The organism is Burkholderia arboris (genome assembly GCF_902499125.1).
Classification (GTDB): domain Bacteria; phylum Pseudomonadota; class Gammaproteobacteria; order Burkholderiales; family Burkholderiaceae; genus Burkholderia; species Burkholderia arboris.
Genome location: NZ_CABVPX010000032.1, coordinates 50675 through 70701, shown reverse-complemented (window position 1 = coordinate 70701; position 20027 = coordinate 50675). Strand labels below are relative to the sequence as shown.

Here is a 20027-nt window from a genome sequence, read left to right as displayed (position 1 = left end):
GCTCCTTCATCAGCGCGCCATGTCCTCCCTATCGACCACCCTGATCGACCTGCCGCTGTTTCCGCTGCACACGGTGCTGTTTCCGGGAGGGCTGCTCCCGCTCAAGGTGTTCGAGGCGCGCTATCTCGACATGTCCCGCGCGTGCCTGCGCGACAACGCGCCGTTCGGCGTGTGCCTGCTGAAGAGCGGGCCCGAAGTCGCGCAGGACGGCGCCGTATCGGTACCCGAAACCATCGGCTGCATGGCGCGCATCACCGAGTGCGATACCGGCGAATTCGGGATGCTGTATCTGCAGGCGGTCGGCACGCAGCGTTTCGAGCTGCTGTCGTATCGCGTCGAAGGCAACGGGCTCCTGGTCGGCATCGCGGAGCCGCTGCCCGACGACATCCCGCTCGAGGGCGAGCAGACGCTCGCGCAGTTCGGCTCGTGCGCCGAAGTGCTCGAGCGCATCATCAACGCGCTGAAGAAGTCCGATCCGGAGAAAATGCCGTTCGGCGAACCGTTCCGCCTCGACGATCCGAGCTGGGTGTCGAACCGCCTCGCGGAACTGCTGCCGCTCGACCTGCGCGCACGGCAGAAGCTGATGGAGTTTCCGGACGTCGGCGCACGCATCGACGCCGTCCATCACGTGCTCGACCGGCACGGCTGGCTTTAAGCCGCGCCGGCTCGTCGCGTCGCGCTTGCCCGACCGAAGGGCCCGCCCGCGCGACGGAAGCCCTGTAGCCATCCGCAGTTTCCGAGCGCACGACCTGCGCCGCGCCCTTCCCCGTTCGTTACAGCAGCGGCCCGCTCAGCGCATCGAGCAGCTTGCGCACCGGCGCCGGCACGCCGTACGCGTCGAGCCGGCTCAGCGGCACCCAGGCGGTGTCCGCGTCCCGCGCATGTGAAGGCAATCCGCCGCCGTCCGCCATGTCGCTCAGCCGCGGCTCGATCTCCAGCCGGAAATGCGTGAACGTGTGCGTGAGCGGCGCGAGCGGCACCGTGCCGCCACCGCCGAAGCCGCGCGCGAGTTCCGCGAGTGCGGCATCACCGTCCGCCTGCGGCAGGCTCCACAGCCCGCCCCAGATGCCGGTCGGCGGCCGCCGCTCCAGTAGCACCGCGTCGCCGTCGCGCAGCACGAGCATCCAGGTCTTGCGCGTCGGCACGGCCTTCTTCGGCCGCGCGGCCGGCAGTTCGCGCTGGCGGCCCGTCGATTGCGCGACGCAGTCGCCCGCGAACGGGCAGCGCACGCAATCGGGCTTGCCGCGCATGCACAGCGTCGCGCCGAGATCCATCAGTCCCTGCGTATAGGCGCTCACGTCGGCCGCGTTCGCGGCATCGGGCAGCAGCGATTCGGCAAGCGCCCACATGTCGTTCTCGACGCGCTTCTCGCCCGGAAACCCCTCGACGCCGAACACGCGCGCAAGCACGCGCTTCACGTTGCCGTCGAGGATCGTCGCGCGCGCGCCATAGGCAAACGATGCGATCGCCGCGGCCGTCGAGCGGCCGATGCCCGGCAGTTCGGCCAGCGCGTCGGGCGTCGCCGGAAACGCGCCGCCATGCTCGGCGACGACAACCTGCGCGCAGCGGTGCAGGTTACGGGCGCGCGAGTAATAGCCGAGCCCGGCCCACAGCGCCATTACGTCGTCGGTCGGCGCGGCCGCGAGCGCGGCGACGTCGGGGTAGCGTTCGAGAAAGCGCGTGTAGTACGGAATGACGGTCGACACCTGCGTCTGCTGCAGCATGATTTCCGACAGCCAGATCCGGTACGGATCGCGGGTGTTCTGCCACGGCAAGTCGTGGCGGCCGTGCTCGCGCTGCCACGCGACCAGGCGCGTGGCGAACGTGCGATGCAACGGCGTGACGGGGAACGGAGCGGGGGCGATGCGGGGCGGCTTCAAGTTGTCTAATTGTGGAAAAGGGTTTCAACGCTGGCAGGTCGGACAGAAATAGGTCGACCGCTGGCCCTGCACGATCTGGCGGATCGGCGTGCCGCACACGCGGCACGGCTGGCCCGCCCGGTCGTAGACGAAGCAGTCGAGCTGGAAATAGCCGCTTTCGCCGTTGCTGCCGACAAAATCGCGCAACGTGCTGCCGCCGCGCTCGATCGCGTCGGCAAGTGTCGCGCGCACCGCGTCGGCCAGCCGCTCGTAGCGCGGCAGCGAGACCTTGCCGGCGGCCGTCGTCGGCCGGATGCCGGCGCGAAACAGGCTCTCCGACGCATAGATGTTGCCGACGCCGACGACCATGTCGCCCGAGAGCAGCGCTTGCTTGACGGACACCGTGCGACCGCGCGTGCGCGCGTGCAGCAGCGCGCCGGTAAAGGCCGGCGAGAACGGCTCGACGCCGAGGCTCGCGAGGAGCGGGTGCGCATGCACGTCGCCCGCTTCGCGCGGGTGCCACAGCACCGCGCCGAAACGGCGCGGATCGCGGAACCGCAGCACGAATTCGTCGAAGATCCAGTCGATGTGGTCGTGCTTCGCGGCGACCGGCACGCCGGCCGCGGGCAACACGCGCAGCGTGCCCGTCATGCCGAGATGGACGATGAACCAGCCTGCGTCGACCTCGAACAACAGGTACTTGCCGCGACGCTCGACGGCGAGCACCTCGCGCGCGCGCAACTGCTCGGCGAGCCCCGCCGGCACGGGCCAGCGCAGCATCGCGGTACGGACGTCGACACGCTCGACGCGGCGGCCTGCGACAAAGGGCTCGATGCCCCGGCGCGTGACTTCGACTTCTGGCAACTCTGGCATGTTTTACGGGTCTGAGGCGAGGGTCTGCTTACATGTGGAACGCGCATGCGTTGCCATGAGAACGGCCGCTCGCCGCGGGGCGCGAAACGCCGCGAATGCCGACGTATTCGCAAGGAGCGCAACGCGGCGAGCGGCCGTTCTCGTGGCAACCCCCAATTAAAAAAGACATTCCACGGGAATGCCCGAAATCGCCCGCCTTGCGGCGTCGCTCGCCGCTAGATCGGCTCGGCCGAACGGCGCTCGTCGCTTCTTGCCAGGCGGGCGATTTCGGGCATTCGCAAGCGCGTTCCACATGTAAACGGACCCTATCACGATCGTGCGTGTATTGTAGCGAGCGCGTTACAATCGGTTGAAACATCGAACGGATTTCCATGACTCTGCCCTCGAAGCTGCTTCAGAAGCGCCCCGCCGCCGTGCGCGGCGTGCGCGCCTTCCCGGTCCGCCGTGCACTCGGCGCCGCGCTGTTTGCCGCCTGGACCCTCACCGCCTTCCCGGCCCACGCGCAGGATCCGGCATCGGACGACGCGGAGCCGCAGGGTGCGTTCGAGCATGTGATGCCGGACGAGCAGAAGAATCTCCCCGGTGTGCCGCTGACGAGCCAGATCGTCTACCAGGTGCTCGCCGCCGAGGTCGCGCTCCAGCGCAACCAACCGGCGCCGGCCTACCAGACCTACCTCGCGCTTGCCCGCGACACGCGCGATCCGCGCATGGCGCAGCGCGCGACCGAGATCGCGCTCGGCGCGCAGAGCCCGGCCGACGCGCTGTCCGCCGCGAACCTGTGGCGCCAGTACGCGCCGGATTCGAACCGGGCGTCGCAGGTCGACGCCGCGCTGCTGGTGCTCGCCGGCAAGCCGGCCGACGCCCAGCCGATGCTCGCGCGCGAGCTGGCCCGCGCGACCGGCGAGACGCGCGGCCCGGCGATCCTCGCGCTGCAGGCGCTGCTCGTACGCGGCCCCGACCGCGTCGGCGGCCTCGCGGTGCTGAAGGACATGCTGAAAAGCGACATGAACCGGCCCGAAGCCCAGCTCGCGATCGCGCGGCAACAGCTCGCGGTCGACGACAAGGACGGCGCCGCGCAGTCGCTGAAGCAGGCGCTGGCGCTGCGTCCCGACTACCTGCCGGCGGCGTTGATGCTGTCGCAGATGGGTCCGGCGGAACGCGCGGCCGGCATTGCGTCGTTCGAGAAGTATGTTCAGCAGAATCCGAAGTCGCGCGATGCGCGGCTGGCGCTGTCGCAGCTGTATCTCGCCGACGACCGCCTCGGCGACGCGCAGAAGCAGTTCGAGACGATGCGCAAGCTCGACTCGAAGGATCCGACGCCGTTGATGGCGCTCGCGCTGATCAAGATCCAGCAGAAGAAGCTCGACGAAGCGACCACCTACCTGAAGCAGTACGTACAGCTCGGCGACAAGCAGCCGAACCTCGACGTCGGCCAGGGCTACATCTACCTCGCGCAGATCGCGATCGACCAGAACAACGACGCGCAGGCGTCGCAATGGCTCGACAAGGTCGACCAGACGAGCCAGCACTACCTGCCCGCGCAGATCACGCGCGCGCAGTTGCTGCAGAAACAGGGCAAGACCGACGAGGCGCGCAAGGTGCTCGACGACCTGCCGATCACCGATCCGCGCGACGCGGCCGTGGTCGCACGCACCGACGCGTCGATCCTGTTCACCGCGAAACGCTATCCGGAAGCCGAGGCACGGCTCGGGCAGGCGGTCCAGGACTTCCCGGATGATCCCGACCTGCGCTACGACTACGCGATGGCGGCCGAGAAGACCGGCCACTACACGACGATGGAAAAGCAGTTGCGCGAGCTGATCCGCACGCAGCCCGACAACCCGCAGGCCTACAACGCGCTCGGCTATTCGCTGGCCGACCGCAACCAGCGCCTGCCCGAAGCCAGCAAGCTGATCGACAAGGCGATGACGCTCGCGCCGAACGACGCGTACATCATGGATAGCCTCGGCTGGGTGAAGTACCGGATGGGCGACACGGCCGGCGCAACGAAGGTGCTGCGGCGTGCGTACGAACTGCAGCCGAACGCCGAGATCGGCGCGCACCTCGGCGAAGTGCTGTGGAAGAGCGGCGCGCAGGACGACGCGCGCACCGCGTGGCGTGACGCGCAGAAGCTCGAACCCGACAACGACACGCTCGTGCAGACGCTGAAGCGCCTCCAGGTCAACGGTCTCTGATGCGGATGTTCCCGACGCTTTCCCTGTCCTCCCGCGCGCAGCGCACGCTGGCCGCGGCCGGCGCGGCGCTCGCGCTCGCCGGCTGCGCGAGCACGCCGCCATCGGCCAGTGCGCCGACGCCGGGCGCGGCACTGCAAACGGCCGCGACGCACGCTTACCATGGCCGCTTCGCGGTGCAGTACGACGACCGTCTCGGCAAGCAGCAGCACGTGTACGGCAACTTCGACTGGCAGGAGCACGGCGACGACGTGTCGCTCGAGCTGCGCAGCCCGCTCGGCCAGACGCTCGCGATCGTGAAATCGACGCCGCAGGCGGCCTCGCTCGAACTGCCGAACCGCCCGACGCAATATGCACCGGACGTCGGCGACCTGATGCAGAAGACGCTCGGCTTCGAACTGCCGCTCGCCGGCCTGCGCTACTGGCTGCTGCCGACGGCCGCGCCCGCGACGCATGCGGAAACCGTGCGCGACCCGGCCGACGGCACGCGCGTCAAGCAGATCCGCCAGGACGGCTGGACCATCGACTACCTTGCCTACGCGGATGCCCCGGCCACGGGCGTCAAACGCGTCAACCTCGTGCGCGCGACACCGCCGCTCGACATCAAGCTCGTGCTCGACCAGTGAGCACCAGCCCAGCCCAGACCTACGCATGACCGATTCGACCCGCTCGCTGCGCAACTGCCTTGCGCCCGCGAAACTCAACCTGTTCCTGCACATCACCGGCCGTCGTCCGAACGGCTATCACGATCTGCAGAGCGTGTTCCAGCTGCTGAACTGGGGCGATACGCTGCACTTCACGCTGCGCGACGACGGCCGTGTCGCGCGCGTCACCGACGTGCCAGGCGTGCCCGAGGAAAGCGATCTCGTCGTGCGCGCGGCCAACCTGCTGAAAGCGCATACGGGCACCGCGCACGGCGTCGACATCGAGATCGACAAGCGCCTGCCGATGGGCGCCGGTCTCGGCGGCGGCAGCTCCGACGCGGCGACGACGCTGCTCGCGCTGAACCGCCTGTGGCAACTCGACCTGCCGCGTGCCGAGCTCCAGTCGCTCGCGGTCAAACTCGGCGCGGACGTTCCGTTTTTTATTTTTGGAAAAAATGCGTTCGCAGAGGGTATCGGAGAGGAATTAGCTGAGGTACAATTGCCGACTCGCTGGTTCTTGGTTGTGACGCCAAGCGTTCATGTCCCCACCGCTGAAATATTTTCAGATGAGTTGTTGACAAGAGATACGAAGCCCGTCACAATTGCTGACTTTCTTGCACAGCAAACCAGCGATGCGGGATGGCCAGATAGCTTCGGCCGGAACGACATGCAGGAAGTTGTAACAAGGAAGTACGCGGAAGTTGCGCTGGCGGTTAAATGGTTGTATGATTTGACCCCCGCGAGGATGACCGGCTCCGGAGCAAGCGTGTTTGCAGCGTTTCACAGCAAGCACGAGGCAGAAGCGGCGAAAGCCAAGCTGCCCGCCAGTTGGAATGGCGCAGTTGCCGAGAGTCTGAACGAGCATCCGCTCTTCGCTTTCGCGTCATGAAGTTTTACTTTGCCGAACGGCCTACACGAGTTCGGTGAAGCAGTCAGTTAAGTGTAGGGGAGTCGCCAAGTTGGTCAAGGCACCGGATTTTGATTCCGGCATGCGAGGGTTCGAGTCCTTCCTCCCCTGCCAAAAATTTTCCCGCATTTCCCGCCCAAGCCTGAAGCAGGTGCACGATGAGCAGCCACAGCCATGATGGCCTGATGGTCTTTACTGGCAACGCGAATCCCGCGCTCGCCCAGGAAGTCGTCAATATCCTTGGTATCCCCCTCGGCAAAGCAATGGTCAGCCGTTTCTCCGACGGCGAGATCCAGGTCGAGATCCAGGAAAACGTGCGCGGCAAGGACGTCTTCGTCCTGCAATCCACGTGCGCACCGACGAACGACAACCTGATGGAACTGATGATCATGGTCGATGCGCTCAAGCGCGCATCCGCCGGCCGGATCACTGCAGCCATCCCCTACTTCGGCTATGCCCGTCAGGATCGACGCCCGCGTTCGGCGCGCGTCGCGATCTCGGCGAAGGTCATCGCGAACATGCTGGAAATCGCCGGCGTCGAGCGGATCATCACGATGGATCTGCACGCCGACCAGATTCAGGGCTTCTTCGACATCCCGGTCGACAACATCTACGCAACGCCGATCCTGCTGGGTGACCTGCGCAAGCAGAACTACTCGGATCTGCTCGTCGTGTCGCCGGACGTCGGCGGCGTGGTGCGTGCCCGGGCACTCGCGAAGCAGCTCAACTGCGATCTCGCGATCATCGACAAGCGTCGTCCGAAGGCGAACATCGCCGAAGTGATGAACATCATCGGTGAAGTCGAAGGCCGCACCTGCGTGATCATGGACGACATGGTCGATACGGCCGGCACGCTCTGCAAGGCCGCACAAGTGCTGAAGGACCGCGGTGCGAAGCAGGTGTTCGCGTACGCGACGCACCCCGTGCTGTCGGGCGGCGCCGCAGATCGCATCGCCGCATCGGCACTCGACGAGCTCGTCGTCACCGATACGATCCCGCTGTCGGCCGAATCGCTGGCCTGCTCGAAGATCCGCTCGCTGACGAGCGCGAGCCTGCTGGCCGAGACGTTCTCGCGGATCCGCCGCGGCGATTCGGTGATGTCGCTGTTCGCGGAATCCTGATCGCGAATCGACTGAACAAAGTATGCGCAGAAAGCGAAGCGGCAACGCTTCGCTTTTTGCACAATCGGACGGGATAGACGAAACCCCGACCGTTTCATCAGGGGCCGCCGTTTGACGGCCCCGTTTTACTGCCTGGTCGCGGGCAGCTAATGGAGAATCATATGAAAGTCGTCGCTTTCGAGCGCCAAGAGCAAGGTACGGGTGCGAGCCGCCGCCTGCGCAACGCTGGTAAGACCACGGGTATCGTTTACGGTGGCGAAGTGGCCCCGCAAAAGATCGAACTCGATCACAACGCCCTGTGGCACGCCCTGAAGAAGGAAGCTTTCCACTCGTCGATCCTCGACCTCGAAGTGGCTGGCCAGTCGCAACAGGTTCTGCTGCGCGACGTGCAATACCACCCGTTCAAGCAACTGGTGCTGCACGTGGACTTCCAGCGCGTTGACGCGAAGAAGAAGCTGCACACGAAGGCACCGCTGCACTTCCTGAACGCGGAAGTCAGCCCGGCCGTGAAGCTGTCGAGCGCGATCGTTTCGCACGTCGCGACGGAAATCGAAATCGAGTGCCTGCCGGCTGACCTGCCGGAGTTCCTCGAAGTCGACCTGTCGAAGATCGAAGCCGGTCAATCGCTGCACGCGAAGGACATCACGCTGCCGAAGGGCGTCGCGCTGGTCGCGCACGTCGACGCGGAAAACCCGGTTGTCGCATCGGCGACGATCCCGGCTGGTGCCGTGTCGGACGCAGCTGAAGGCGAAACGCCGGCTGCCTAAGCGGCTGCCTACGCGCCCCATCGATCCGTTTCACGAAACGGTCGACGCAACCCGCCGCGGCTTGCCCGGCGGGTTTTTCTTTTTCTGCGCCCAGGCGGCCGTTGCCGCCTTCGAAACGTCATGATCAAACTGATCGTCGGCCTCGGCAATCCCGGGGCGGAATACACCGCGACGCGCCACAACGCCGGCTTCTGGCTGATCGACCAGCTCGCCCGCGAAGCCGGCGCGACGCTGCGCGACGAACGCCGCTTCCACGGCTTCTACGCGAAAGCGCGCCTGCACGGCGAGGAAGTCCACCTGCTCGAGCCGCAAACCTACATGAACCGCTCCGGCCAGTCGGTCGTCGCGCTCGCGCAATTCTTCAAGATCCTGCCCGACCAGATCCTCGTCGCGCATGACGAGCTCGACCTGCCGCCCGGCACCGTGAAGCTGAAGCTCGGCGGCGGCAGCGGCGGCCACAACGGCCTGAAGGACATCACCGCGCACCTGTCGTCGCAGCAATACTGGCGGCTGCGGATCGGCATCGGCCATCCGCGCGACCTGATTCCGGAAAGCGCGCGCGCCGGCGCGAAGCCCGACGTCGCGAACTTCGTGCTGAAGCCGCCGCGCCGCGAGGAGCAGGACGTGATCGACGCGTCGATCGAACGCGCGCTCGCCGTGATGCCGATGGTCGTCAAGGGCGAACTCGACCGCGCGACGATGCAGCTGCATCGCAATTGACCGAGCCTCGCACCGGCCCGGTGCATCGGGCCGTCCGGCGCCGCCGGGCGGCTCCGCCCGCCCCACCGCGACGCACACATGCGGTAATCTCGACGTTTTGCCCGACAGGAGCCAAGCGGTGAGCCGTTACTGGAGCGACGTCGTTCAGCAACTCGTGCCTTACGTGCCGGGCGAGCAGCCCGCGCTCGCGCACCCCGTCAAGCTGAACACCAACGAGAATCCCTATCCGCCGTCGCCGCGCGTCGTCGCGGCGATCGCACGCGAACTCGGCACGACCGGCGACACGCTGCGCCGCTATCCGGACCCGGTCGCGCGTGCGCTGCGCGAGACGGTCGCGGCCCATCACCGCATCGAGCCCGAGCAGGTGTTCGTCGGCAACGGCTCCGACGAGGTGCTCGCGCACACGTTCCAGGCGCTGCTGAAGCACGACCGCCCGCTGCGCTTTCCGGACATCACGTACAGCTTCTATCCGACCTACGCGCGCCTGTACGGCGTCGACACCACGGTCGTGCCGCTCGCGGACGACTTCTCGATCCGCGTCGGCGACTATCTCGACGACGCCGGCGGCGTGCTGTTTCCGAACCCGAATGCGCCGACCGGGCGCGCGCTGCCGCTCGCGGACGTCGAGCGGATCGCGGCCGCGAATCCGTCATCGGTCGTCGTGATCGACGAGGCGTACGTCGATTTCGGCGCGCAGTCGGCGATTACGCTGATCGACCGTCATCCGAACCTGCTCGTCGTGCACACGACGTCGAAGGCGCGCTCGCTCGCGGGCATGCGCGTCGGCTTCGCGTTCGGCGATGCGGCGCTGATCGACGCGCTGAACCGCGTGAAGGACAGCTTCAACTCCTATCCGCTCGACCGGCTCGCGCAGGTCGCCGCGCAGGCCGCGTATGACGACACCGACTATTTCGACGCGACCTGCCGGCGCGTGATCGACAGCCGGACGCGGCTCACGCACGCGCTCGACGCGCTCGGCTTCGACATCGTGCCGTCGGCGGCGAATTTCGTGTTCGCACGCCATCCCGCGCACGATGCGGGCACGATCGCGGCGAAACTGAAGGAACGGGAAATTTTCGTGCGGCACTTCCGGCTGCCGAGGATCGACCAGCACCTGCGCATCACGGTCGGCACCGATGCCGAATGCGACGCGCTCGTCGCGGCGTTGCGCAAACTGCTGGCCTGATACGGAAGAACCGGCGCCGGGCGGCGCCGATCTGAAAGCGGAACGTGCGCTCGCCAGTCAACGGGCGCGCGTCACCGCCGGGTCACGACGCGTCGTCGCCCTTCACGGCGATCAGCGCGTGATACTTCTCCATCAATTGCGCGTGCGATTCGTCATGCTGCGGATCGCGCGGAATGCATTCGACCGGACACACCTGCTGGCACTGCGGTTCGTCGAAATGGCCGACGCACTCGGTGCACTTGTTCGGGTCGATCACGTAGATGTCCGGGCCCATCGAAATCGCGCCGTTCGGGCACTCGGGCTCGCACACGTCGCAATTGATGCACTCGTCGGTAATCATCAAAGCCATACTGATCTCACTTCTTCAGGCCAGTGGCCGGCTTCGCAACGAAACCGGCCGGCGCCGCATTACGCGGCAGGGCCTCCCATCGCCGTCACTTTCTCGGTCAGCCACTTCTCGACGGACGGAAACACGAACTTGCTGACATCGCCGCCCAACTGCGCGATTTCGCGCACGATCGTCCCCGAGATGAACTGGTACTGATCGGACGGCGTCATGAACATCGTCTCGACGTCGGGCAACAGGTAGCGGTTCATCCCCGCCATCTGGAACTCATATTCGAAATCGGACACGGCGCGCAGGCCGCGCACGATCACGCGCGCGTTGTTGGTCCGGACGAAATCCTTCAGGAGGCCGGTGAAACTCATCACCTTCACGTTCGGATAATGGCCGAGCACCTCGTTCGCAATCGTCAGACGTTCTTCGAGCGAGAAGAACGGCTTTTTCGCGCGGCTGTCGGCAACGCCCACAACCAGCGTATCAAAAATGCTCGACGCACGCCGCACGAGGTCTTCGTGCCCGCGCGTCAGCGGATCGAACGTACCGGGATACACGGCGACTACCATGTCGCTCCTCCTGTCATCACGCAAACGGGATGGCAGCCGCGCGATGCGCACGCCGCTGCCGGGATGGGCATGCGTCGCCTTTGCGGCGCGCCGCCTCGTATGGAACGCGCATTATTCATCATTTTCGCGCCGCAGCAAATGATAGTGAACCGCACCCGCCTTGCCGTGCTTCTCCACTTGCCAGCCGGCGAGCGCCTCGTGCGCGGCCGGGTCGAGTTCCGCCCCCGTTTCGACGTACAGCGCGCCGCCCGCCGCGACGAGCGGCGCCGCCAGCGCGACCGCGCGATCGAGCACGGCCGGTTCGCCGAACGGCGGATCGAGAAACACGACGTCGAACGCACCGGGCGTGAGCCCGGCCGCGAGCCGCAGCGCATCGGCTTCGGCGACTTCGACCGAGCGGGCGCCGAGCTTGTCCTTGATCGCCCGCAGCTGCTGTGCGGCGCGCGGGTGGCGCTCGACCATCACGACGCTCGCCGCGCCGCGCGACGCGGCCTCGAAACCGAGCGCGCCGGTGCCCGCGAACAGGTCGAGGCAGCGGCGGCCTTCGAGATCCTGGCCGAGCCAGTTGAACAGCGTCTCGCGCACGCGATCGGGCGTTGGCCGCAGGCCGTCGAGATCGAGCACCGCGAGCGGCGTGCGCTTCCAGTCACCGCCGATGATGCGGATCGTGTGCGGCTTGCCGCGGGCAGGAGGGGCCGCCGGGCGGCCGGAAGAGGAACGGGACATACGGAATATCGACGACGGAGGGACCGGGTACGCACAGGGGCGCACCGCCAAACAGGCGCACGTTACCACAGCGGCAACGCGCACTGACGCGAGCGCCACGCCGCACTGATAAAATGCACGGTTTCGGCCGCCGTGCGCCGCGCCCGCGCGAACGCAGAACGGCCCGTCCGGCGCCCCGCCCCTCCCGGCGGGCCTGCCCTCTTCCCGACGTCAGACCATGTTCAGTTTCTTCAAACGATTCAAGAAATCGCAGGAGCCCGATCCGGCGGAATCGCAATCGGCCGACGCGCAGCAAGCGGACGAGCCGTCCGATGCCGCGCCTGCGCGCGATGCGGCGCCCGCGGCCGATGTGCCGCAAGCGCCCGTGCAACCGGCCGCGCCGGCCGTCGTCGTGACGGTCACGCCGACCAACGACGGCCGCGACGAAGTCGTCGAGACGGTCGAGATCGTCCCGCCGCCGCTGCAGGACGCGTCGGCGAAGAAGTCCTGGCTCGCGCGCCTGAAAACGGGGCTCGCGAAGACGGGCTCGAGCATCACCGGCGTGTTCGTCAACACGAAGATCGACGAGGATCTGTACGAGGAGCTCGAAACCGCGCTGCTGATGTCCGACGCGGGCGTCGATGCGACCGAGTACCTGCTCGGCGCGCTGCGCGAAAAGGTGCGCACGGCCCGGCTGACCGACCCGCAGCAGGTGAAGGACGCGCTGCATGACCTGCTCGTCGAGCTGCTGACGCCGCTCGAGAAATCGCTGATGCTCGGCCGCGCGCAGCCGCTCGTGATGATGATCACCGGCGTGAACGGCGCGGGCAAGACGACCAGCATCGGCAAGCTCGCGAAGCATCTGCAGAGCTTCGACCAGTCGGTGCTGCTGGCCGCGGGCGACACGTTCCGCGCGGCCGCACGCGAGCAGCTCTCGGTCTGGGGCGAGCGCAACAACGTGACGGTCGTGCAGCAGGAAAGCGGCGATCCGGCCGCGGTGATCTTCGACGCGGTCAGCGCCGCGCGCGCGCGCAAGATCGACGTGATGATGGCCGACACGGCCGGCCGCCTGCCGACGCAGATTCACCTGATGGAAGAGCTGAAGAAGGTGAAGCGCGTGATCTCGAAGGCGCACGACGGCGCGCCGCACGAAGTGCTGCTGGTGATCGACGCGAACACCGGCCAGAACGCACTCACGCAGGTGAAGGCATTCGACGACGCGCTCGGCCTCACCGGCCTGATCGTCACGAAGCTCGACGGCACCGCGAAGGGCGGGATCCTCGCCGCGATCGCGCGGCAACGACCGGTGCCCGTCTACTTCATCGGCGTCGGCGAAAAGGTCGAGGATCTGCAGCCGTTCAGCGCGGTGGAATTCGCGGACGCGTTGCTCGGCTGAACCTCGTCGGCACGCATCGCACGGGGCGCCTTCGGGCGCCCTTTTTCATGCGTGCGCGCTCATGCTCGCAGCGGGTGCGCCGCGCTCACTCCGCGTCGGGCTGCACGCCCGGCTCGGCGGCCTTGAACGCGTCGAGCGTCGCGGCATGATCGACGATCCGCTGGATCGTCGGAAAGCGCGTGGTATCGATCGAGAAGCGGTTCGCGTTGAACACCTGCGGCACGAGGCACACGTCGGCGAGCGTCGGCGTGTCGCCGAAAACCAGCTTGCCGGTGCGCGGATCGTTCGCGAGACGCGACTCGAGCGTTTCGAAGCCGGCCTCGATCCAGTGCCGGTACCACGCGTTCTTCGCCTCCTCGGGCACCTTCAGCGTGTGCTTCAGGTACTTCAGCACGCGCAGGTTGTTGAGCGGATGGATTTCGCACGCGATCTGCAGGGCGACCGCGCGCACGTACGCGCGATCGACCGGCTCCTTCGGCAGCAGCGCGGGCTCGGGATGGGTTTCCTCGAGATACTCGATGATCGCGAGCGACTGCTGCAGCGTCGCGTCGTCGTCGATCAGCGTCGGCACGACCGCATCCGGGTTCAGTGCGCGGTACGCGTCCTTCAGTTGCTCGCCGCCGTCGCGCAGCATGTGCACGGGGACATAGTCGAACGGCAGCCGCTTCAGGTTCAGGGCAATCCGCACGCGGTACGACGCGGAACTGCGGAAATAGCTGTAGAGCTTCATGGGATGTCTCTCGTAGTCGTATTCGGCCGGCAACGGCACGGGCGCGGCGCAGCCGGCGCGCGCACCGCCGGGACCCAGAGTGTAGCGCGGCACGATGCGCGCCTGCGCCCGTGCGATACTCGGGGCATTCCTCACCGCTCACCGCGCGGCCCGATGCCGGCCGCCCGCCCCACGCCCCGATGACCGCTTCCCACGATCCCGCCACCGCTCCGTTCCCGTGCGCCCGCTTCATCAAGGAAATCGGCCGCGGCCCGCACGGCGCGCGCGCGCTGTCCGCCGAGGACACGTTCGAGCTCTATCGCGCAATGCTCGACGCACGCGTGTCGGACGTCGAACTGGGCGCGATCCTGATCGCCTATCGGCTGAAAGGCGAATCCGCCGACGAACTGGCCGCGATGCTCGCCGCCGCGCAGGCATCGTTCGAGCCCGTGCATGTGCAGGACGCGGCATTCCGCCCGGTGGCGATCCCGAGCTACAACGGTGCGCGCAAGCAGCCGAACCTCGTGCCGCTGCTCGCGCTGCTGCTCGCGCGCGAAGGCGTGCCGGTGCTCGTGCACGGTGTGGAGCGCGATCCGGGCCGCGTGACGAGCGCGGAAATTTTCTCGGCACTGTCGCTCGCGCCGTCGACGTCGCACGATGCGATCGAAGACATGCTCGCCGAGCGCCGCGTCGCGTTCGCACCGATCGAAGTCCTGGCGCCGCGCCTTGCACACCTGCTGTCGATGCGCAGCGTACTCGGCGTACGCAATTCGACGCACACGCTCGTGAAGATCCTGCAGCCGTTCGCGCCGGCCGGGCTGCGGCTCGTCAACTACACGCATCCGCCGTACCGTGACAGCCTCGCGCAGCTGTTCCGCGATCATCCGGACGCCGCGCTCGGCGGCGCGCTGCTCGCGCGCGGCACCGAGGGCGAAGCCGTCGCCGACACGCGGCGCCAGGTGCAGGTCGACTGGCTGCACGACGGCGCGTGCGACACGCTGATCGAGGCCGAACGTTCGTCGACCGATGCGCCGCCCGTCGCGCTGCCCGAATCGCGCGATGCGGCGACCACGGCCGCGTGGACGGACGCCGTGCTGCGCGGCGAGGTGCCGGTGCCGGACACGGTTTCGCGGCAGGTCGCGACGATCGTGCAGATCGCCCGTATCGCGCGCTGACGGCACGGCCGGCGACCCGCCCCTTTATCCCGACCATTTGACACACTGCCGCATCCTGGCATAGAGTGGTCGCCATGCGTTCCTTTCCGAACACCCTCCGAATTACCTCCGGCCGCCTAGCGCGGCCGCTATCGCTACGACTAGCCTAAGGCTGTCGTAGCGCCGTGTGCTGTCCGCACGGTCCCTCCCAGCAGTTCCTCGCAGTACCCCTCTCGCAGTTTTTACAACCGAAGTCGTCAGCATTCGTCCGTCTATCCGTCGGCCGATTCGCGAAGATCATCCGCATCTGCGGCGCCATTGCGCGCGGCGGTGCGAGGCAGCGCCAACCGTCGCCCATGCCGCCCGTCTTCGCTCGCGACTTGAGACCCGAGGTCCAGAAGATGCAGCGCAATCCGCAAGACAAATACCGTCCGTTCGAGCCCGTCCGCCTCAATGGCCGCCGCTGGCCGTCCCGCACCATCGAGCGTGCGCCCGTGTGGATGAGCACCGACCTGCGCGACGGCAACCAGTCGCTGATCGAGCCGATGAGCATCGAGCAGAAGCTGGAGTTCTTCGAGATGCTGGTTGCGATCGGGTTCAAGGAGATCGAAGTCGGTTTTCCGTCGGCGTCGCAAACCGACTTCGATTTCGTCCGCAAGCTGATCGACGACAAGCGGATTCCGGACGACGTGACGATCGAGGTGCTCGTGCAGTCGCGCGAAGACCTGATCGCCCGCACGTTCGACGCGCTCGAAGGCGTGCCGCGCGCGATCGTGCACCTGTACAACGCGGTCTGCCCGTCGTTCCGCCGCATCGTGTTCGGGATGTCGAAGAACGACGTGAAGGCGCTCGCGATCGACGGCACGCGCATCGTCAAGGAACACGCGGCCGCGCGCCCCGATACGCAGTGGACCTTCCAGTACTCGCCGGAAACCTTCAGCATGACCGAGCTGACGTTCGCACGCGAGATCTGCGACGCGGTCGCGCAGACGTGGCGCCCGACCCGCGACCACAAGATGATCGTCAACCTGCCGGCCACCGTCGAAGCCGCGAGCCCGAACGTGTTCGCCGACCAGATCGAATGGATGGACCGCAACCTCGCGTATCGCGACAGCATCGTGCTGTCCGTGCATCCGCACAACGACCGCGGCACCGCGGTCGCGGCCGCCGAACTCGCGCTGCTCGCGGGCGCCGACCGCATCGAGGGCTGCCTGTTCGGCAACGGCGAGCGCACCGGCAACGTCGATCTCGTCACGCTCGCGCTGAACCTCTACACGCAGGGCATCGACCCGGGCCTCGACTTCTCCGACATCGACGCGGTGCGCCGCGTCGTCGAGCGCTGCAACCAGATTCCCGTGCATCCGCGCCACCCGTACGCGGGCGACCTCGTGTTCACCGCGTTCTCGGGCTCGCACCAGGATGCGATCCGCAAGGGCTTCGCGCAGCAGCGCCCCGACGCGGCCTGGGAAGTGCCGTACCTGCCGATCGACCCGGCCGACCTCGGCCGCAGCTACGACGCGGTGATCCGCGTGAACAGCCAGTCCGGCAAGGGCGGCGCGACGTTCCTGCTCGAACGCGGAATGGGCTTCACGCCGACGCGCCGCGTGCAGATCGAATTCAGCCATGCAGTGCAGACGCTCGCCGACGCATCGGGCGAGGAAGTGACGGGCGACGCGATCTGCGCGCTGTTCGCACGCGAATTCTTCGAGACCGACGGCCCGGCCGCACGCCACGGCAGCAGCGCACGCTGGCAGAACCGCGAGATCGCGGCAGCGGCGCCCGCCGCCGATGCGACGCCCGAGGACGCGGTGCGACGTTTCGCCGCGGCATTTGCAGCGGCCGCCGGCGCCGCGATCGACGTCGCGTCGTGCGAACACGCCCGCACGACGGACGGCCGGATCGCGGTATCGGTCGGCTGCCGGGTCGGCGATGCGCCGCTGCGGCACGGGGTCGGCCTGCATGCCGATGCGGCGAGCGCCGCGCTCGACGCGGTCGTCAGCGCGATCAACCGTTCGGTCTGGCACTGCACGGACCGCCGCGTGGCGGCGTGACCGCCGGGCTTCGACTCAGGGTGACATGCCAGCGAGCGGCGCGTGACCGCCCGTGCGCCGCGCAATCCGCGCCGCACGGGCCAGCAAAAAGCGGCCCACAAGGCCGCTCGATTCGGGGACATGAAAAGGCGCGCGATGCGCGCTCATGTCTCGGTCGCGCACCGCGTCGCCTGCCACGCGAACAGGCTCCAGCGGCCCTGCTCGTGCGTGTGGACGGAGGTATAGGCAATCGGGAAGACCAGACCGCCGTTGTTCGTTTCCATCTCGATCAACGCGCGCCCCGTGACGACGCAGGTTTCGTCGCCGACGGGCAACACGTCCTGAGACTGGATTTCGATCTGGCGATAGCGGCGGCGGCCGGCGACGATGGCGTCGATGAACTGCTGCTTGGTTTCGCGTTTGCCATTGGTGTGGACGAAGAACACCTTGTCCGACAATAGCGCGTCGAGCGCCTCGCCGTCCCCGTCCACCATCGCCCGGAACCGATCGCGCTCGAGCGCGCGGATCGCATCGATCACCTTCGCCATCGCCTGACTCCTCGGCAACGCGCCCGCCGTGCGCGGGCGTACGGATCAGAAGTTGTACTGCACGTAGAACTGGTGGAAATTTATACCAGGATTCGGCTCTTTGATACCCGCGTTAGACACATGTTCAAAACGGTAGCCGACCTGATACTGTTGCCGTTGGCCGAACTGCACGCCGACGCCCGCAGTCGGTGCGAACTGGAACGCGGTCGACAGCGAAAAATTGTTCGAGATCGTCGGGTGTGTCAGAAGCCGCACACCACCGCCGGCCTCGATGAACGGGCGAATCTCCCCCGCGCTCCTGATGAAGCGGAACATCGGCGTCACGCCGAATTCGCCGATGCTGCTGTGGACGTTGCCGCCCGTGTGCCAGTACCCGACGTGCCCTTCGACGACAAACGCGAAGTGCCAGCCGCCGACCTGCCACCAGTTCCAGCCCGGATCCCACACGACGCCGAGATCGCCCTTGTCGATCCCGCGACGATCCGAAAACCCGCCGCCCGCCTGGATCCCCCATCGATCCGCAAACGCCGCACCCGATCCGCCCAGAAGTGACGCTGCCAACAATGCATGCAGCGCAAGCCGGCTGCGGGGCCGGCGATTCTTCTTATTGTTCATCTGACACTCCAACTTTTTGGGTTGAATGGAGCCTGCCGCAACGGCTTGGCCCGAGCGAACTGAATGTTATGGTAAAGGACTTTTCGGATCGGCATCACGAAGCGAAATGGCTTCCTTCCAAAACGACAAAAATCGAAATCGTCTACTGATTGTCATCAGAAACAACGGCTTACGGAACTTCGCGTCGCGCCTCCTGTCGCAGATTAGACTATCGACTCCACTTGATCGATAGAAAAACCGGGAACTCGGATGCCCCCGCCCGCTCTAAGGAATTAGCACTCGTCTTGCGGGAGTGCTAAGATGGCCCACGGAATCTCATTCGAGACCGGGGGTTTGTCCCTGATTCCAAAGGAGTTTTTTTAGTGAGCAACGCCCTGACCCTCCCGAATACCCTGAGCCCGACGCTGGCCAAGGCCGAATCGGCAGGCTCGCTGGCGCTCGCAGCCCAATCGATGTTGCCCGGCCAGCTCGGCAACATCGACGCGTATATCCAGGCCGTCAACCGCATCCCGCTGCTGACCGCCGAAGAGGAACGCCAGTACGCAACCGAATTCCGCGAAGGCAACAACCTCGACTCGGCGCGCCGCCTCGTGCTGTCGCACCTGCGTCTGGTCGTGTCGATCGCGCGCAACTATCTCGGCTACGGCCTGCCGCACGGCGACCTGATCCAGGAAGGCAACATCGGCCTGATGAAGGCCGTGAAGCGCTTCGATCCGGCGCAGAACGTGCGTCTCGTGTCGTATGCGATCCACTGGATCAAGGCCGAGATCCACGAGTACATCCTGCGCAACTGGCGCATGGTGAAGGTCGCGACGACGAAGGCGCAGCGCAAGCTGTTCTTCAACCTGCGCAGCCACAAGAAGTCCATGCAGGCGATGACGCCCGAGGAAATCGACGGCCTCGCGCAGGAACTCAACGTCAAGCGCGAAGACGTGACCGAGATGGAAACGCGCCTGTCGGGCGGCGACATCGCGCTCGAAGGGCAGGTGGAAGACGGCGAGGAGTCGTACGCGCCGATCGCCTACCTGGCCGACTCGCACAACGAGCCGACCGCCGTGCTCGCCGCGCGTCAGCGCGACTCGCTGCAGACGGACGGCATCGCGCAGGCACTCGAGGCGCTCGACGCCCGCAGCCGCCGCATCATCGAGGCACGCTGGCTGCACGTCGACGACGACGGCTCGGGCGGCTCGACGCTGCACGATCTCGCGGCCGAATTCGGCGTGTCCGCGGAACGCATCCGCCAGATCGAAGCAAGCGCAATGAAAAAGATGCGCACTGCCCTCGCCGAATACGCGTAAATCCACGGCGATTTAGAGCGCCTCATCGAAAACCGCTGCCCGACCGGCAGCGGTTTTTTTTCGCCCGTCTTTTTCGCGTGCTTGCACACGCTTCTGCGTGCGCTTCAGCGCGCATTTCTCCGCCCGTTTCTTCGTCCGTTTCTTCGTCCGCTTCACTGCCGATTAATTTGACCTGATTCGTCGGGTATCAGGCCGTTTCCGGGCCCCTTCCGCATAACCTTGATCTGCCTCAACTTTTGCCCCGCGTTTCGCGACGGTCTGCCGCAGCGCAGCACTCGGCATCGGAAAGCCGTCCTTTTAAAATTGGCATGTCCGGCGCAAAAGGATTAAAACAGCTTCACGGCCGTCATAAATCCGACGTAAAGTCGCCCCAAATCCGACCTAAATCGATTCAGGA

20 protein-coding genes and 1 tRNA gene are annotated in these 20027 nt (G+C 66.5%); 13 read left to right on the top strand and 8 right to left on the bottom strand.

The window, feature by feature from the left end; translation table 11 throughout:
- The first annotated feature begins 19 nt into the window (after positions 1–19).
- A complete protein-coding gene (locus BLA15945_RS30010) occupies positions 20–655 on the top strand; it encodes an LON peptidase substrate-binding domain-containing protein (protein WP_059233169.1) in 636 nt (211 codons plus the stop codon).
- A 118-nt stretch (positions 656–773) separates the two neighbouring features.
- Here the strand turns inward: BLA15945_RS30010 and mutY are convergent, their stop codons facing one another.
- On the bottom strand, positions 774–1880 hold the full coding sequence (gene mutY, locus BLA15945_RS30005; protein ID WP_174994103.1) for an A/G-specific adenine glycosylase: 1107 nt from the start codon (positions 1878–1880) through the stop codon (positions 774–776).
- 24 nt (positions 1881–1904) lie between these two features.
- Positions 1905–2732 (bottom strand): bifunctional DNA-formamidopyrimidine glycosylase/DNA-(apurinic or apyrimidinic site) lyase, encoded by an 828-nt coding sequence (gene mutM, locus BLA15945_RS30000; protein ID WP_174994102.1) that lies wholly within the window; start codon positions 2730–2732, stop codon positions 1905–1907.
- A gap of 371 nt (positions 2733–3103) precedes the next feature.
- Here mutM and BLA15945_RS29995 point away from each other — a divergent pair, with 371 nt between their 5' ends.
- The 8 genes from BLA15945_RS29995 (at position 3104) to hisC (ending at position 10269) form a co-directional block, all read left to right on the top strand.
- Complete coding sequence (locus tag BLA15945_RS29995) at positions 3104–4927, top strand: tetratricopeptide repeat protein (RefSeq protein WP_059233167.1); 1824 nt, start codon at positions 3104–3106, stop codon at positions 4925–4927.
- Entirely contained in the window at positions 4927–5550 is a 624-nt protein-coding gene (gene lolB / locus BLA15945_RS29990) for a lipoprotein insertase outer membrane protein LolB (protein ID WP_059233166.1), read from the top strand. The genes BLA15945_RS29995 and lolB overlap by 1 nt, the downstream gene beginning before the upstream one ends.
- Positions 5551–5575: 25 nt before the next feature.
- Positions 5576–6457: a 4-(cytidine 5'-diphospho)-2-C-methyl-D-erythritol kinase gene (gene ispE, locus BLA15945_RS29985; protein ID WP_174994101.1), complete on the top strand. Its 882-nt coding sequence runs from the start codon at positions 5576–5578 to the stop codon at positions 6455–6457.
- A 55-nt stretch (positions 6458–6512) separates the two neighbouring features.
- A tRNA-Gln gene (locus BLA15945_RS29980) sits at positions 6513–6589 on the top strand.
- Between the two features lie 44 nt (positions 6590–6633).
- A complete protein-coding gene (locus tag BLA15945_RS29975; protein ID WP_059233164.1) occupies positions 6634–7596 on the top strand; it encodes a ribose-phosphate pyrophosphokinase in 963 nt (320 codons plus the stop codon).
- A gap of 161 nt (positions 7597–7757) precedes the next feature.
- The gene (locus tag BLA15945_RS29970; RefSeq protein ID WP_059233163.1) at positions 7758–8363 is read left to right on the top strand and encodes a 50S ribosomal protein L25/general stress protein Ctc; all 606 of its coding nucleotides are present in this window, start codon (positions 7758–7760) and stop codon (positions 8361–8363) included.
- A gap of 120 nt (positions 8364–8483) precedes the next feature.
- Positions 8484–9083, top strand: a complete 600-nt coding sequence (gene pth, locus BLA15945_RS29965) for an aminoacyl-tRNA hydrolase (protein ID WP_021163050.1) — start codon at positions 8484–8486, stop codon at positions 9081–9083.
- A 118-nt stretch (positions 9084–9201) separates the two neighbouring features.
- Positions 9202–10269, top strand: a complete 1068-nt coding sequence (gene hisC / locus BLA15945_RS29960; RefSeq protein WP_059233162.1) for a histidinol-phosphate transaminase — start codon at positions 9202–9204, stop codon at positions 10267–10269.
- An 82-nt stretch (positions 10270–10351) separates the two neighbouring features.
- On the opposite strand, the gene BLA15945_RS29955 is transcribed toward hisC, so the two are convergent.
- The 3 genes from BLA15945_RS29955 to rsmD form a co-directional block, all read right to left on the bottom strand.
- Positions 10352–10618, bottom strand: coding sequence for a YfhL family 4Fe-4S dicluster ferredoxin (locus BLA15945_RS29955; protein WP_006477774.1), 267 nt, complete (start codon positions 10616–10618; stop codon positions 10352–10354).
- 59 nt (positions 10619–10677) lie between these two features.
- Entirely contained in the window at positions 10678–11175 is a 498-nt protein-coding gene (gene coaD / locus BLA15945_RS29950; protein WP_021163047.1) for a pantetheine-phosphate adenylyltransferase, read from the bottom strand.
- 111 nt (positions 11176–11286) lie between these two features.
- Positions 11287–11901, bottom strand: a complete 615-nt coding sequence (gene rsmD, locus BLA15945_RS29945; protein WP_059233161.1) for a 16S rRNA (guanine(966)-N(2))-methyltransferase RsmD — start codon at positions 11899–11901, stop codon at positions 11287–11289.
- 217 nt (positions 11902–12118) lie between these two features.
- Here rsmD and ftsY point away from each other — a divergent pair, with 217 nt between their 5' ends.
- Positions 12119–13276 (top strand): signal recognition particle-docking protein FtsY, encoded by a 1158-nt coding sequence (ftsY, locus tag BLA15945_RS29940; RefSeq protein WP_174994100.1) that lies wholly within the window; start codon positions 12119–12121, stop codon positions 13274–13276.
- Between the two features lie 85 nt (positions 13277–13361).
- Here the strand turns inward: ftsY and maiA are convergent, their stop codons facing one another.
- A complete protein-coding gene (gene maiA, locus BLA15945_RS29935) occupies positions 13362–14006 on the bottom strand; it encodes a maleylacetoacetate isomerase (protein WP_059236603.1) in 645 nt (214 codons plus the stop codon).
- 179 nt (positions 14007–14185) lie between these two features.
- On the opposite strand from maiA, the gene ybiB reads away from it, so the two are divergent.
- On the top strand, positions 14186–15160 hold the full coding sequence (gene ybiB / locus BLA15945_RS29930) for a DNA-binding protein YbiB (protein ID WP_059233159.1): 975 nt from the start codon (positions 14186–14188) through the stop codon (positions 15158–15160).
- Between the two features lie 380 nt (positions 15161–15540).
- Positions 15541–17190 carry a 2-isopropylmalate synthase gene (gene leuA, locus BLA15945_RS29925; RefSeq protein WP_174994099.1) on the top strand — a complete coding sequence of 550 codons (1650 nt, stop codon included), beginning with the start codon at positions 15541–15543 and terminating at the stop codon, positions 17188–17190.
- Between the two features lie 143 nt (positions 17191–17333).
- On the opposite strand, the gene BLA15945_RS29920 is transcribed toward leuA, so the two are convergent.
- Together BLA15945_RS29920 and BLA15945_RS29915 are read right to left on the bottom strand one after the other, a co-directional pair.
- Positions 17334–17717 carry a nuclear transport factor 2 family protein gene (locus BLA15945_RS29920; protein ID WP_059233157.1) on the bottom strand — a complete coding sequence of 128 codons (384 nt, stop codon included), beginning with the start codon at positions 17715–17717 and terminating at the stop codon, positions 17334–17336.
- A 45-nt stretch (positions 17718–17762) separates the two neighbouring features.
- Complete coding sequence (locus BLA15945_RS29915; protein WP_059233156.1) at positions 17763–18332, bottom strand: acyloxyacyl hydrolase; 570 nt, start codon at positions 18330–18332, stop codon at positions 17763–17765.
- 362 nt (positions 18333–18694) lie between these two features.
- Here BLA15945_RS29915 and rpoH point away from each other — a divergent pair, with 362 nt between their 5' ends.
- The gene (rpoH, locus tag BLA15945_RS29910; protein ID WP_174994098.1) at positions 18695–19630 is read left to right on the top strand and encodes an RNA polymerase sigma factor RpoH; all 936 of its coding nucleotides are present in this window, start codon (positions 18695–18697) and stop codon (positions 19628–19630) included.
- Positions 19631–20027: the final 397 nt, after the last annotated feature.

What these genes read in the sequence shown, in the direction of transcription:
- BLA15945_RS30010 (WP_059233169.1), top strand. Translation starts at nt 20, where the DNA reads ATGTCCTCCCTATCGACCACCCTGATCGACCTGCCGCTGTTTCCGCTG.
- mutM (WP_174994102.1), bottom strand. Translation starts at nt 2,732, where the DNA reads ATGCCAGAGTTGCCAGAAGTCGAAGTCACGCGCCGGGGCATCGAGCCC.
- BLA15945_RS29995 (WP_059233167.1), top strand. Translation starts at nt 3,104, where the DNA reads ATGACTCTGCCCTCGAAGCTGCTTCAGAAGCGCCCCGCCGCCGTGCGC.
- lolB (WP_059233166.1), top strand. Translation starts at nt 4,927, where the DNA reads ATGCGGATGTTCCCGACGCTTTCCCTGTCCTCCCGCGCGCAGCGCACG.
- ispE (WP_174994101.1), top strand. Translation starts at nt 5,576, where the DNA reads ATGACCGATTCGACCCGCTCGCTGCGCAACTGCCTTGCGCCCGCGAAA.
- BLA15945_RS29975 (WP_059233164.1), top strand. Translation starts at nt 6,634, where the DNA reads ATGAGCAGCCACAGCCATGATGGCCTGATGGTCTTTACTGGCAACGCG.
- BLA15945_RS29970 (WP_059233163.1), top strand. Translation starts at nt 7,758, where the DNA reads ATGAAAGTCGTCGCTTTCGAGCGCCAAGAGCAAGGTACGGGTGCGAGC.
- pth (WP_021163050.1), top strand. Translation starts at nt 8,484, where the DNA reads ATGATCAAACTGATCGTCGGCCTCGGCAATCCCGGGGCGGAATACACC.
- BLA15945_RS29955 (WP_006477774.1), bottom strand. Translation starts at nt 10,618, where the DNA reads ATGGCTTTGATGATTACCGACGAGTGCATCAATTGCGACGTGTGCGAG.
- coaD (WP_021163047.1), bottom strand. Translation starts at nt 11,175, where the DNA reads ATGGTAGTCGCCGTGTATCCCGGTACGTTCGATCCGCTGACGCGCGGG.
- rsmD (WP_059233161.1), bottom strand. Translation starts at nt 11,901, where the DNA reads ATGTCCCGTTCCTCTTCCGGCCGCCCGGCGGCCCCTCCTGCCCGCGGC.
- ftsY (WP_174994100.1), top strand. Translation starts at nt 12,119, where the DNA reads ATGTTCAGTTTCTTCAAACGATTCAAGAAATCGCAGGAGCCCGATCCG.
- maiA (WP_059236603.1), bottom strand. Translation starts at nt 14,006, where the DNA reads ATGAAGCTCTACAGCTATTTCCGCAGTTCCGCGTCGTACCGCGTGCGG.
- ybiB (WP_059233159.1), top strand. Translation starts at nt 14,186, where the DNA reads ATGACCGCTTCCCACGATCCCGCCACCGCTCCGTTCCCGTGCGCCCGC.
- leuA (WP_174994099.1), top strand. Translation starts at nt 15,541, where the DNA reads ATGCAGCGCAATCCGCAAGACAAATACCGTCCGTTCGAGCCCGTCCGC.
- BLA15945_RS29920 (WP_059233157.1), bottom strand. Translation starts at nt 17,717, where the DNA reads ATGGCGAAGGTGATCGATGCGATCCGCGCGCTCGAGCGCGATCGGTTC.
- BLA15945_RS29915 (WP_059233156.1), bottom strand. Translation starts at nt 18,332, where the DNA reads ATGAACAATAAGAAGAATCGCCGGCCCCGCAGCCGGCTTGCGCTGCAT.